Origin of the sequence: Sphingomonas sp. GlSt437, from assembly GCF_048015635.2 — a bacterium.
Classification (GTDB): domain Bacteria; phylum Pseudomonadota; class Alphaproteobacteria; order Sphingomonadales; family Sphingomonadaceae; genus Sphingomonas.
Genome location: NZ_JBPGYA010000002.1, coordinates 267,779 through 279,841 on the forward strand (window position 1 = coordinate 267,779; position 12,063 = coordinate 279,841).

Consider the following 12,063-nt stretch of genomic DNA (forward strand, 5'->3'; position numbering starts at 1 on the left):
AAGATGATGCGTGCATTCGGGGCTGCCCTGCTGGCCGGTTTCGCGATCCTTCTGCCGGTGCGCTCGTCCCCCCAGACGCCGCCACAACGCCACAATCTCATCATCTTCGTGGCGGACGGCCTGCGTTCGCGCATCGTCAGCGACAAGACTGCGCCGACCATGGCGGCGATCCGGCGCGACGGGGTTGATTTCGCCGACAGCCATTCTGTCTATCCTACGTTGACCACCGCCAATGCATCGGCTTTCGCAACGGGCCACCAGCTCGGCGACACTGGCGATTTCGCCAATACCATTTACCCCGGCTTCCGGGTCACGGCACAGCACGGCAGCCCTACGCCCTTCCTGGAAAATGATGGCGTGCTTGCCGAACTGAACGAGCACTTCGTTGGCAATTATCTCAATGAGACTTCCATTCTGACGGCGGCCGCTGACGCCGGCTATGCGACCGCGGCGGTCGGCAAGCTCGGACCTGTTGCGATCCAGGCCAATCCGCAGCGCGACGGGGCAAGGACGATCGTGATCGACGACGCGACCGGTCATGATGGCGGACTGCCTATCCCGGATGCGATCGCTGCCGCGATCGTAGCGGCGGGGCTGCCGGCCACTGCGCCGGGTCGCGGCGATAATGGCAAGTCGGGTGACTTTCGCACCCCGGGCACGCGCATGGCCAATCTCGACCAGATCGGCTGGTTCACCAAGGTGGCGACCGACGTCGTGCTGCCACGATTTCAAAAGGCCGGTGTGCCCTTCGCAATGGTGTTCTGGTCGCGCGATCCCGACGGCACTCAGCACAACCAGGGCGACAGCCTCAATCGGCTCGAGCCGGGTATCAACGGCGCTACTTCGATGGCGGCGATTCGCAACGCCGATGGCGCTTTGGCAGCGCTACAAGGCGCGCTCAAACGGCTTGGCCTCGACAGGACCACGGACATCATCGTCGTTGCCGATCACGGCTTCTCGACCATTTCGCGAGATGGTGTCGGCAGCGATGCAGCCAAGGCGCGCTACGGCGATGTCGTGCCAGGCATGCTGCCGCCCGGCTTCTTGGGTCTCGATCTCGGTCAGGCCATCGGGCTCCGGATGATCGACGCCGATACCGGCAGGCCTGTCGACCCGGCCAAGGGTATTCATCCCCTCGCCGGTAATCTGCTGCTCGGCGGTACAGCCGACGCGCCCGCTGCGGTGATTGCTGCGAATGGCGGTACTGACCTCATCTACCTCACAGGAAATGATCGCCAGGCACTGGCGTTGCGCATGGTCACGGCACTTGAAACCCGGCCATATGTCAGTTCGATCTTCGTTGCCGATGATCTCGGCGCTATTCCCGGCACGCTGCCGTTGTCTCGCATCAATCTCGACGGTGGCGCGCGGACGCCACGGCCAGACATTGTCGTGGGCTTCACGACCAAATCGACCGGCTGTGCCAATGCGGAGCTCTGCGCGACAGAGATCGCCGACACGACACTGCAGCAAGGCCAGGGCATGCATGGCAGTTTCAGCCGCGCCGACACCCACAATTTCATGGCGGCGATCGGCCCCGATTTCAAAGCCGGTTTTCGCGACCCGATGCCGGCTGGCAATGCCGATGTCGGCATGACGGCGGCCAGGCTGCTGCATCTTATCCTGCCGGCCAAGGGGCAGCTCGTTGGACGGGTGCTCGACGAGGCATTAAGGGGTGGCATGGCTGCGCCGGTCGAATATGGCCGCATCGCCGCCGTGCCAGCCGACAACGGTTTCCGGACCATCCTCGATTTCGAGCGGGTCGGATCGGTTACTTATCTCGACGCGGCCGGCATGCCTGGGCGAACCGTCGGCTTGGCGCCCGAGAAGGCGCGCAGGTAGTGATCCGCAGGAGAGGCTAGCATGGCAGACGGCGGACCTCTGTCAGTAACGGCCTTGGCTTTGGGCGGTGATGTGACCCACTGTCGCCGCTCGGGGTGGATCGTGCAATCACGTCAATTTTCCTGCTTCAGTGCCTCGCCTGTCAGCTCGCGCAGGCGCGTCTTGGCGAGCGCGAAGCCTTCGCGGCCATAATCGGTCGCTGTTAGAGCTTGCGGACGGTGCGTCCCTCGCGCATGCGGCGACACGACAGATATCCCTTCCGCTCCATGGCGTGCAGCATCGGGTAGAGCGTGCCGGGACTGAGCTTATAGCCGTGGCTCGCCAGTTCATCGATCATCCACTGTCCGTAAATTTCGTGCTCGCTGGCATGGTGGAGTATGTGCAGCCGCACCAGACCTGCCAGAAGATCGTGATGTTCGATCAAAGCCATTTTCAATTCCGCCACTTTTTCCAGCAAGCCGCTTGCCAGCAGCTTTGCGCCATGTGTGTCAACCTTGTTGCGCGCGTGGATAGGACTGGCTGGCGCCGAGCGCCATCCCGTTTGCAACCGGCCCGCCATCCTCGCGCTTGGATCGCCTGGTTTTGGTCATCGACGGGTGGCCTCGTGCAACGGCATGCCGGGTCGGCAGGCATTCCAGAAGAACCGCTGTGTCGATATTCGATAGCGTATTCCGATAAAATCTTCTACGCTTCCATTGGTGGATGCTGACCGAGGAGCGGGGAGCTGGCAAAGGTCTCAGTTATTCGGAAGCGCCCACAAATTTGTTCCACGCACAGACACTTCTGTTGTCGTGGATATGTCGATTCGAGGGGAGTGGAGAGCATGAAAAATTCGATGGTATTGACACTATTGCCGCTGCTGGCGGTGCCGGCAGCCGCACAGCAGGCGACGGCCGACGCTCCCGGATTTTCGGTCAAGGGCGATGGCAGCTGGGAGCTGATCTGCCACGTCGTCGGCCGTGGCGAGGATCAGCCCGGCATCGTGCTGAGCCCGCGCCGCAGCAGCTATTACAGCGCTGCACTGCTTCATGCCGATTGCCAGAGCACCGCGACTGCGCCGAGTGACCTCGCGATTACGATCTCTGGTGCCAAGAAATGCCCGTTCAAGAGCGCGAGCGCCGATGCTTGCACAACCACGATCCACAAGGGGCGCGTTGTCCAATTTGAATTTAGCGCCAACGGTACCCGATAGACCGAGGCGAGGCGGGTTTTGATGATCGTTGCATGCGCCAAGGTATCGTCCTGGATTTGAAATCCGCCGTTGCCGCTCTCGCGGCGCTTGCGCATGAAGGCCGTCTCGTCACGTTTCGCATGCTTGTGCAGGCGCGGCGGGACGGCATCGCACCCGGTGAAATTGCGCGACGGTCGAACACGGCGCCCAACACCTTGTCTTCCAACCTGTCGATCCTTGCCCATGCGAGATTGATCGATAGTCGCTGACCCTGTCCCGTAAAATCTGTTGAGCGAAAAGTTGGCGACGCTGACGGTGGACCGAGAAAGCCACGGGAGGTGGGCTTTCTGTTTGACTTTAGTGGCCTCCAGGAAACAAATCACACGCGATAGATTTTGTGTAAGCCGCCAGTTATTGAAGCTGATTGCGTTCAGCTCGGCCGCATAGTCGAAAAGAGCCCGTCTGGCGAAAGTTCTGATGGCATCTTTGAGGGTATGTCAAAGATCGACTAGCGTTTTAAACTGAAAAGTCAGTGCTTTATTCAACGCCAAAGTCGTCCGTAGGGGTCACCAAATATCAAGCGCAAGCGCTTGATTTGCTTGATTATTCTCACTTCGATCGAAAAGTCTCGCGCGCGCGTATGACCGCGCTCAATGAAAATCCCGCGACTTAGGCAGCACGCGCACGTCGCGGGGGTGGCGCGTGCGGGGATCGTGGTCGCGCGGGCGTGCGGCGGCGGGCGGGTGGAGCGGCGGCGGGCGGCCGGTGTCGGTCAGCTCGGCAAGCCAGGCGGAACGATCCTGCACGCGCGAAGCCATCAGGTGGATGACGCCTTCCTCGCTTTTCTGCACTTCGCCTTCCACCAGCATCAGGCGCGAGGCCATCACCGGGCGGCGCATCGTTTCGAACAAGCGCGCCCATAAGACGACGTTGACGATTCCGGTCTCATCCTCGAGCGTGATGAAGATCGCGTTGCCTTTGCCCGGCCGTTGCCGCACCAGCACGATGCCGGCGCCGCGCACCCGGGCGCCGCTTTTGGCGGCGCTAACCTCGGCGCAAGTCAGCGCGCCGGCAGCACGGGCGTGCTCGCGCAGGAACGCCATCGGATGGCCTTTCAACGACAGCCGCGTCATCTGGTAATCGAGCGCGACCTGCTCGGCATCGCGCATCGCCGGCAGCGCCATGTCGGGCTCCTCACCCAGCTCGCGCGCTTCCGCTGCGGCGAACAGCGGTAAGCTGGCGGTCGGTGTGCGGCGGACCGCCCAGAGCGCGGCGCGGCGGTCGAGGGCCAATGAACCAAACGCATCAGCGTCGGCGAGCAGCTTCAGCGCGGGGGCCGGCAACTCGGCGCGGCGAGCGAGGCTCTCGATCGAGGCGAAGCGACCATTGGCACGCTCGTCAGCCAGCCGGCTCGCCCATTGCTCGCGAAAACCGTCGAGCTGGCGCAGGCCGAGCCGCAGCGCCAGCCGACCGCGCTCGTCGGCTTCCAGGCTGTTGTCCCAGCCGCTGGCGTTGATGTCGACCGGCCGCACCTCGACGCCATGCTCGCGCGCATCACGGACGATCTGGGCCGGCGCGTAAAAGCCCATCGGCTGCGAATTGAGCAGCGCGCAGGCAAACACCGCGGGGTGGTGGCATTTGATCCAGGAAGAGACATAGACGAGCCGCGCGAACGACAAGGCATGACTTTCCGGAAAGCCATAGCTGCCGAACCCCTCGATCTGCTTGAAGCAGCGTTCGGCAAAGTCGCGCTCATAGCCGCGCCGCACCATGCCATCGACCATCTTGTCGCGGAAATTCTGGATGGTGCCGACATTGCGGAACGTCGCCATCGCGCGGCGGAGCTGATTGGCCTCAGCGGGGCTGAAATCCGCGGCGACGATGGCGAGCTTCATTGCCTGTTCCTGGAACAGCGGCACGCCGAAAGTCTTGCCGAGCAGGTTCTTGAGCTCGTCGGGGTCGTGCGGCGGCTTGGGTGAGGGATAGTCGATCGGCTCCTTGCCCGAGCGCTGGCGGAGATAGGGGTGGACCATGTCGCCCTCGATCGGGCCGGGCCGGACGATCGCGACCTGGACGGTCAAGTCGTAGAGCGTGCGGGGCTTCAGGCGCGGCAGCATGTTGATCTGGGCGCGGCTTTCGACCTGGAAGACGCCGATGCTGTCGCCCTTGCACAGCATGTCGTAGACGGGCTCGTCCTCGCTCGGCACGGTGTCGAGCTGGAGGTCGGCGAGGCCCTGCTCGCGCAGCAGGTCGAAGCTCTTGCGGATGCAGGTGAGCATGCCGAGCGCGAGGACATCGACTTTCATCAGCCCGAGCGCGTCGATATCGTCCTTGTCCCACTCGATGAAGCTGCGGCCCGGCATCGCGCCGTGGTGGATCGGCACGGTCTCGTCGAGCCGGTCCTCGGTCAGCACGAAGCCGCCGACGTGCTGCGACAAATGGCGCGGGAAGTTGAGCAGCTGATCGACCAGATCGCGCAGCTGCGCGATCGCCGGGTTGGCGGGGTCGACGCCCGCCTCGGCATAGCGGCGCTCCTCCATCGATCCGGCAAAGCTGCCCCATACCGTGCTCGCCAGCCGCGCGGTCATGTCTTCGGTGAAGCCGAGCACCTTGCCGACCTCGCCGACCGCGCTGCGTGGCCGGTAATGGATCACCGTCGCGGCGATGCCGGCGCGGTGGCGGCCATAGCGCTCATAGATATACTGCATCACTTCCTCGCGCCGCTCATGCTCAAAATCGACATCGATATCGGGCGGCTCGTTGCGATCCTCCGACACGAAGCGCGAGAAGAGCAGGTCATGCGCGACGGGATCGACCGAGGTGACGCCGAGCAGATAGCAGACGATCGAATTGGCCGCCGATCCGCGCCCCTGGCACAGGATCGGCGAGGGGCGCGAGCGGGCGAATTTGACGAGATCGTAAACGGTCAAAAAATAGCAGGCATAGCCGCGCTTGCGGATCAGCCAGAATTCCTCGGCGAGCAGCGCGCGGACCTTTGGCGGCAGCACCGCGCCGTAACGCTCATGCGCCGCTTGCTTGACGATATGGTGGAGGTAGCTGAGCGGTCGCCAGCCCGGCGGTACCGGCTCGTGCGGATATTCATAGCGGAGATCGTCGAGTGTGAAGGTGATGCGCGCGATGAAGCGCAGCGTCTCGTCGACCGCGTGACCGTGGCGGCGGAACAGGCGGCGCATCTCGGCTTCGGGCTTCAGATGCCGCTCGGCATTGGCTTCGAGCGCGCGGCCGGCTTCGGCGATCGTGGTGCCGCGGCGGATGCAGGTCAGCACATCGTGGAGCGGGCGTTCTGCGGGGGTTGCGTAGAGCACGTCGCCGGTCGCGAGCAGCGGCACGCCTGCCTCGGCGGCAATCGCCGCCAGCCCCGCCACGCGCCGGGCATCGTCTCCGCGATAGGCCATGGTGGCGCCGATCCACACTCGCCCCGGCGCCGCGCGGGCGAGCGCCGTGACCGTCGCGGCGAGATCGACGGGCGCTGCCGGCGGCACCAGCTTGAGCAGCGCGGGCGCGCCTTCCACCGGCGGATAAGCGACCGGCGCGCGATGCGCTTCCTGCGCCTCGGCGGTCGAGTCGGGCAGCACGATCAGCAACAGATCGTCCAAGTGATCGATGAGGTCGGCGAAGCGCAGGATACAATCGCCCTTCACCGCGCGCAGATTGCCGCGCGACAGCAAGCGCGTCAGCCGCCCCCAGCCATAGCGTGTCGCGGGATAAGCAACGATGTCGGGCGTGCCATCATCGAACACCAGCCGCGCGCCGACGACGAGCCGCAGGTCAATGCGGCACGCCGCCTCTTCCGCCGCGCTCAGTTCTAACGGCTCGCCTGCCTGCTGCTTCGCCGCCATCAGCGCCGCGCGGGCGCGTTCGGGCGCGTCCTTCAGCGCGGCATAGGCCCGCACCACACCGGCCACGCTGTTACGATCCGCAATGCCAATCGCGGCCAGGCCAAGCTCATGCGCGCGCGCGACCATGTCCGAGGGGTGCGAGGCGCCGCGCAGGAAGGAGTAGTTGGTCGCGGCGACCAGCTCGGCAAAACCGCTCATGCGAACAGGCCGTGGATGTACCAGGCGGGATCGGCCTGCTCGCCGTACAGGCCGTGGCGGAAAATCCAGAAGCGATGGCCGCGCGCATCCTCGACGCGGTAATAATCGCGGGTCAGCCCCGGCCGGGCGCCGCGCCACCATTCCGCCGCGATCCGCTCCGGCCCTTCCTGGCGGGCGACGTCATACGTCGCGCCGCGCCAGCGAAAGCGCCGCGGCGGCCCATCGGGCAGCTCGACGATCGCGCTGATCCGTTGCGGCGGATCGAGGAGTTGCAGCGGCCGCAGCGGCGGTTCGCCCGGCAAAGGCGCGGGCCAGGGCGCGCGGTGATGGCGGCTGGCGGCGGGCTCGGTCGCGAAGGCGCGCTCAGGGATATGGCTGTCGCGCGGCACCACGCGGCGCACCCGCTCGCGCCCGAGCCGTGCGCTCAGCCGATCGACGAGCGCGGCGATATCCTCCTCGCCCGCCGGGCTTTCGGTCAGCACCATCTGGCCGGGCGCGAGCGGCTCGATCACCGGCACCGCCAGCCGGATCATGTCGAAGCCGAAGCCGGGGTCGAGCGGATCGGCAAGCGCAGCGATCCGTTCGCGGAACAGCCGCATCACCGTGGCGGCGGTGCGCGTCGGCCGGCTTGTCTCGACCGCAAGATCAGCGAGCGCGCCATCGCTGCGGAACAGCCGCGCGGCAAAGCGACGGCCGCCCTTGCCGCGTTCCTCGAGGTCCACCGCCGCTTCGCCGATCAGCTCTTCCAGCACCGCCAGCGCGGTATCCACATGCGCGATGGGCTCGGCGAAGCGGCGCTCGACTTGCAATGCGGGCGGCAAGCGGCGCGGGGTGAGGCGACTGTCAGCGCGACCGAGCAGCCGGTCGAGCGCATCGACCGCCACTGCGCCGAACCGGGCGGCCAGCGGCGCGGTCGGTCGGTCCGCGAGATCGCCGATGGCGGCAAGCCCCGCACGGCGTAGCGCGGTTGCGACCTCGCCATCGAGCCGCAGCGCGGCGACCGGGAGTGCGCGGATCGCTTGCCCCTCGTCGCTCCGCTGCGCCATGCCATAGCGCGCCAACGCCAGCGCGGCTTCGGGGGTCGCGCCAGCGGCGATGCGCAGATGCAGGCCGGCCAGGCGCCGCTCCATATCGGCGATCATCCCCGCCTCATCGCCATAGGGGTGCAAGCATCCGGTCACGTCGAGCACCAGCGCATCGGGCGGATCGATCGCGACGCTGGGGCTGTAGCGGTCGCAAAAGTCGGCGAGCCGGGCGAGCCATTCGGCATCGGCGCCGGGGTCATGCGGCAGCACCTCGATATCGGGCACCTGCGCGCGCGCATCGGCGAGCGCCATCCCAGCCGACAAGCCAAGCGCGGCCGCCGCTGGCGACAGCGCCGCGATCCGCATCGCGCCGCGCTGCTTTTCGGCAAAGACGACGGGCGCTTGGGCGGGCGTCGCGTCAGCCGGCGGCGCGGCGGCCGAGCGCTTCGCCGACCAGCGATCGGCCGCCAGGAACGGCAGCCACATCGCCAGATAGCGGCGCGCGGAAACAGGCTTGGTCACGGTCCCACTCCACGCGCCAGCTGAGGCCCGACGGGCCGCCACGCTGGCGCAACAAGTTGAGGTCGAGGGTCGGCGGCCCCGGCGCGTTGGCCGGCAATGGCGTCGACGGCGCGGCGCTGACCGACCAGCGCAGATGCGCGGCATTGGGCAACGGCTCGACCGCGATCCTGACGAGCAGCACAGTCACGCCCGAGCTTTCCGCGCCGAGCACCAGCCGGCGGCTCGCGGTCAGGTCGATGCGCTGCGGTTCCCGCCACAGCTCGATCACGACGGTGTTGAGCGCGGTGCAGCGCAGCGCTTCGCTCGCCGCGAGCAGCAGCGCCGGGGGATCGGGCGCGGAAACGAGCAGCAGCTGGCGCGGATCGAGGCCGATGTCGCGCACGCCATGCGGATCGAGGCCATGGCCGCTGCGCTCGACGAACAGCCACGCGATCGGTCCGCCGATGCAGCGCGCGCACATTGCCGCGAAGCCGGCGGCGCTGGCGGCATCGTCCGCCTTGCCAGTCACGATCTCGCACAATTTCGCGCGCGCCAGGCCGCCGCCCAGCGCCGTGTCGATTTCTTCATGCCCCAAGGGCGCCAGCCCCGCCGACGCGACCGCGCGCGCGGGCGACAAGCGATCGATGCGGCGCTGCAAAGCCGCATGGAGAGGCAACGAATCGGGCACAATGTTCTTATTATGTTCTACAACGCGTGCCGCGCAAGCGATGATTGCCCATAGGGGAAAAGCCGAGCGCCCCTTCAGCGCCCGGAACCGCAGCTAATCGATTGTCGCCTCTGGTTTAGATCCAGGCCGCCAGCGCCAACGCAACGCCGGTCAACGCCGCGAGCGCTGCCCCGATGAACAGCCAGCGCCGCCGCGTCAGCGCCGTGATCGAGGCCAAAGCGATCGCGACCTGCAGGAACGTCATCGACACCGAGAGCTTCAAGTGCGGCCTCGTCGCATGCTGCGATTCTTCATTGGCTTCGTCGGATTTCCTGTCGAATTCCTCGGCCTTGCTGCGTAGCGCGGCGCTCTTGCGCGCATAATCGGCGGCACGCTTGGCATTGGCGGGATCGTTGCTGCCACTCGCGAGATAAAGGTGCCGCTTGATTTCCTCGGCCTGGTAATAAGACCAGGTGTCGGATGCGCGCGCCTTCTGCAGCACCGCTTCGTTCTTGTAATAGAGCGCATCGGTCTCGGTATGGCCGCCGAGCAGGCTGACCACCGCGCCCAGCGTCGCCAGGATTGCGGAGAACAGCGCGACTCGCTGCTCGAACGGCTCGTGGTGCGCCGCCCGTTCCTCGACCATTTCCTCATGATGGCCACGCACTTCGAATTCTTCCGACATTGCTGTCTCCACAAGCGATTAGCGGCACGCCATGCCGCGACGAAGCCGTTGCTTCAACTCTCCAAAGCCGTCATCACCCGTCGTGTCATCCGCACGAAGTTGGAGCCGACATCGTGAAAAAAGCCGAAGAACGCCTTCTCGATACCGAAACCGCGCTGCTGAAGGAACTCCGCGCGCAACGCCTGCAAGAACGCCAGGTGAAGATGAGCTGCCAGGAAATACCGCTCACCACCGGTGAGCGCGTGGCCGATGCGGTGGCGGCGGGGATGGGATCGTGGCGGTTCATCATCATCCAGTCGACGATCCTCCTGTTCTGGATCATCCTCAACGTGGTCGGCTTTGTCGAGCATTGGGACCCCTACCCCTTCATCCTGCTCAACCTCGCGCTGTCGTTCCAGGCAGCTTATGCGGCGCCGTTCATCATGATGAGCCAGAACCGCCAGGCCGATATCGACCGCAAAAAGGCCGAGCTCGACTATAACGTCAACATCAAGGCCGAACTCGAGATCGAACTGCTCCACCACAAGGTCGACGAGCTGCGCGAGCGCGAAGTGCTGTCGCTCGTCGCCTCGGTCGAACGATTGTCGAAGCTGCTCGAGGAACAGCGCGAAAAGTCCAATCAGCCTTGACTTTCACGGTGGCCGGGGTAATGGCCCGCCCGCATCCATAGGGCTCTGCCCCGTGGATTTCCGTCCGAGACGGCAGGTGCGGGTTTCCCGCTTAATCTCCTGCCATAGACGGGGAAATGGATTTTACGCCGGTTGAACGCGTGCGATGCGTGTCCGGTCTGCTGCCAGCCGCCGCTTACAGGCGCGCTCCAAGCGTCCCATGCCCCCATCGAACGGACAGCCCGGCGGAACGGCCTGGGGATGTCTCCCCGCGCTTGCCTGCCGGATCAGTCGGCCTGTCGCGGTTTCGTGCCGGGGCAGGTCATGTGAACGTGGAGAATGGCATGGATCGTGCTCAAAAAGCCGAGTTCGTCGCCGAGCTGAACAAGACTTTTTCCGAAGTCAGCGTGGTCGTGGTCACCCGCAACCACGGGCTGACGGTCGCGCAATCGACCGAGCTTCGGAACAAGCTGCGCGAAGCTGGCGCGACCTACAAGGTTGCAAAGAACAAGCTTGCCAAGATCGCGTTGGGCGGCACCGATTATCTCGCGCTGGGCGATCTGCTCACCGGGCCGGTCGGGCTGGCCACTTCCGTTGATCCCGTTGCGGCCGCCAAGGTGGCGGTCGATTTTGCGAAGACGAACGACAAGTTCGAAATCGTCGGCGGGTCGATGGGCGCGACGCTTCTCAACGTGGACGGCGTGAAAGCGCTCGCGACGATGCCGTCGCTGGATGAACTGCGTGCCAAGCTCGTCGGCTTGCTTCAGGCGCCTGCCCAGAAGCTCGCTGCCGTCACGCAGGCCCCGGCGGCGCAACTCGCGCGCGTGCTCAAGGCCTACAGCGAAAAAGAAGCGGCTTAAAAATTGGTGTCATCCCAGCGAACGCTGGGATCGCTTTGAAGCAAACGACCCCAGCGTCCGCTGGGGTGACGAACAGATTGGAGACTTAAAATGGCAGACCTGAACGCGCTGGTTGACCAGCTGAGCGAACTGACCGTCCTTGAGGCGGCCGAATTGTCGAAGCTTCTTGAAGAGAAGTGGGGCGTTACCGCCGCCGCCGCTGTAGCGGTTGCGGCGCCTGCCGGCGGTGCCGGTGGCGCGGCGGCCCCGGCCGCCGAAGAGAAGACCGAATTCGACGTCATCCTGACCGGCGACGGCGGCAAGAAGATCAACGTCATCAAGGAAGTCCGCGCCCTGACCGGCCTGGGCCTCACCGAAGCCAAGACGCTGGTCGAAAGCGCGCCCAAGGCCGTCAAGGAAGGCGTGTCGAAGGACGAGGCCGAGAAGGTCAAGAAGCAGCTCGAAGAAGCCGGCGCAACCGTCGAAATCAAGTAAGCCGGCGTCGGCACGGCGGCAGGCAAGCCTACCGTCGAGACCGATGCGGCCGGCCGGCGGGCCAAACGGCCCGTCCGACGGCATGGGCTTCGCCCATGCCGGGCCGAGCTTCAACAAAGATCAGGGCGGCCCTTCAACAGGCCGCCCTTTTCTTATCCTACCGACAAGGAAC

The 12,063-nt window shown here is 65.3% G+C and carries 11 protein-coding genes; 6 read left to right on the top strand and 5 right to left on the bottom strand.

The features are described 5' to 3' along the window. The first annotated feature begins 3 nt into the window (after window positions 1-3). Window positions 4-1,842: an alkaline phosphatase family protein gene (locus ACLB0R_RS10780; protein ID WP_416643687.1), complete on the top strand. Its 1,839-nt coding sequence runs from the start codon at window positions 4-6 to the stop codon at window positions 1,840-1,842. Window positions 1,843-2,044: 202 nt separating this feature from the next. On the opposite strand, the gene ACLB0R_RS10785 is transcribed toward ACLB0R_RS10780, so the two are convergent. Next, window positions 2,045-2,401, bottom strand: a complete 357-nt coding sequence (locus ACLB0R_RS10785; protein WP_434953840.1) for a PadR family transcriptional regulator — start codon at window positions 2,399-2,401, stop codon at window positions 2,045-2,047. A gap of 264 nt (window positions 2,402-2,665) precedes the next feature. Here ACLB0R_RS10785 and ACLB0R_RS10790 point away from each other — a divergent pair, with 264 nt between their 5' ends. Together ACLB0R_RS10790 and ACLB0R_RS10795 are read left to right on the top strand one after the other, a co-directional pair. Beyond that, on the top strand, window positions 2,666-3,034 hold the full coding sequence (locus ACLB0R_RS10790) for a hypothetical protein (protein WP_416643686.1): 369 nt from the start codon (window positions 2,666-2,668) through the stop codon (window positions 3,032-3,034). 32 nt (window positions 3,035-3,066) lie between these two features. After that, complete coding sequence (locus tag ACLB0R_RS10795) at window positions 3,067-3,282, top strand: hypothetical protein (protein ID WP_416643685.1); 216 nt, start codon at window positions 3,067-3,069, stop codon at window positions 3,280-3,282. Window positions 3,283-3,663: 381 nt separating this feature from the next. Here the strand turns inward: ACLB0R_RS10795 and ACLB0R_RS10800 are convergent, their stop codons facing one another. From ACLB0R_RS10800 to ACLB0R_RS10815, 4 genes are all read right to left on the bottom strand, one after another. Continuing rightward, the gene (locus ACLB0R_RS10800) at window positions 3,664-7,071 is read right to left on the bottom strand and encodes an error-prone DNA polymerase (protein WP_416643684.1); all 3,408 of its coding nucleotides are present in this window, start codon (window positions 7,069-7,071) and stop codon (window positions 3,664-3,666) included. Then, the gene (locus tag ACLB0R_RS10805) at window positions 7,068-8,582 is read right to left on the bottom strand and encodes a DUF6504 family protein (RefSeq protein WP_416643923.1); all 1,515 of its coding nucleotides are present in this window, start codon (window positions 8,580-8,582) and stop codon (window positions 7,068-7,070) included. The genes ACLB0R_RS10800 and ACLB0R_RS10805 overlap by 4 nt, the downstream gene beginning before the upstream one ends. Continuing rightward, the gene (locus ACLB0R_RS10810) at window positions 8,515-9,285 is read right to left on the bottom strand and encodes an ImuA family protein (protein ID WP_416643683.1); all 771 of its coding nucleotides are present in this window, start codon (window positions 9,283-9,285) and stop codon (window positions 8,515-8,517) included. Before ACLB0R_RS10810 ends, ACLB0R_RS10805 begins: the two co-directional genes overlap by 68 nt. Window positions 9,286-9,400: 115 nt before the next feature. Then, window positions 9,401-9,949, bottom strand: coding sequence for a DUF4337 domain-containing protein (locus tag ACLB0R_RS10815; RefSeq protein ID WP_416643682.1), 549 nt, complete (start codon window positions 9,947-9,949; stop codon window positions 9,401-9,403). A gap of 113 nt (window positions 9,950-10,062) precedes the next feature. Here ACLB0R_RS10815 and ACLB0R_RS10820 point away from each other — a divergent pair, with 113 nt between their 5' ends. From ACLB0R_RS10820 to rplL, 3 genes are all read left to right on the top strand, one after another. After that, window positions 10,063-10,578 (top strand): DUF1003 domain-containing protein, encoded by a 516-nt coding sequence (locus ACLB0R_RS10820; RefSeq protein ID WP_434953841.1) that lies wholly within the window; start codon window positions 10,063-10,065, stop codon window positions 10,576-10,578. 323 nt (window positions 10,579-10,901) lie between these two features. Beyond that, complete coding sequence (gene rplJ, locus ACLB0R_RS10825; protein WP_416643921.1) at window positions 10,902-11,417, top strand: 50S ribosomal protein L10; 516 nt, start codon at window positions 10,902-10,904, stop codon at window positions 11,415-11,417. Between the two features lie 90 nt (window positions 11,418-11,507). Next, a complete protein-coding gene (gene rplL, locus ACLB0R_RS10830) occupies window positions 11,508-11,891 on the top strand; it encodes a 50S ribosomal protein L7/L12 (RefSeq protein WP_416643681.1) in 384 nt (127 codons plus the stop codon). Window positions 11,892-12,063 lie beyond the last annotated feature (172 nt).

Bases quoted from the DNA above. Each gene is read 5' to 3' on its own strand.
- ACLB0R_RS10800 (WP_416643684.1), bottom strand. From the start codon at position 7,071: ATGAGCGGTTTTGCCGAGCTGGTCGCCGCGACCAACTACTCCTTCCTG.
- ACLB0R_RS10795 (WP_416643685.1), top strand. From the start codon at position 3,067: ATGCGCCAAGGTATCGTCCTGGATTTGAAATCCGCCGTTGCCGCTCTC.
- ACLB0R_RS10790 (WP_416643686.1), top strand. From the start codon at position 2,666: ATGAAAAATTCGATGGTATTGACACTATTGCCGCTGCTGGCGGTGCCG.
- ACLB0R_RS10815 (WP_416643682.1), bottom strand. From the start codon at position 9,949: ATGTCGGAAGAATTCGAAGTGCGTGGCCATCATGAGGAAATGGTCGAG.
- rplL (WP_416643681.1), top strand. From the start codon at position 11,508: ATGGCAGACCTGAACGCGCTGGTTGACCAGCTGAGCGAACTGACCGTC.
- ACLB0R_RS10805 (WP_416643923.1), bottom strand. From the start codon at position 8,582: ATGTGGCTGCCGTTCCTGGCGGCCGATCGCTGGTCGGCGAAGCGCTCG.
- ACLB0R_RS10780 (WP_416643687.1), top strand. From the start codon at position 4: ATGATGCGTGCATTCGGGGCTGCCCTGCTGGCCGGTTTCGCGATCCTT.
- ACLB0R_RS10785 (WP_434953840.1), bottom strand. From the start codon at position 2,401: ATGGCGGGCCGGTTGCAAACGGGATGGCGCTCGGCGCCAGCCAGTCCT.
- rplJ (WP_416643921.1), top strand. From the start codon at position 10,902: ATGGATCGTGCTCAAAAAGCCGAGTTCGTCGCCGAGCTGAACAAGACT.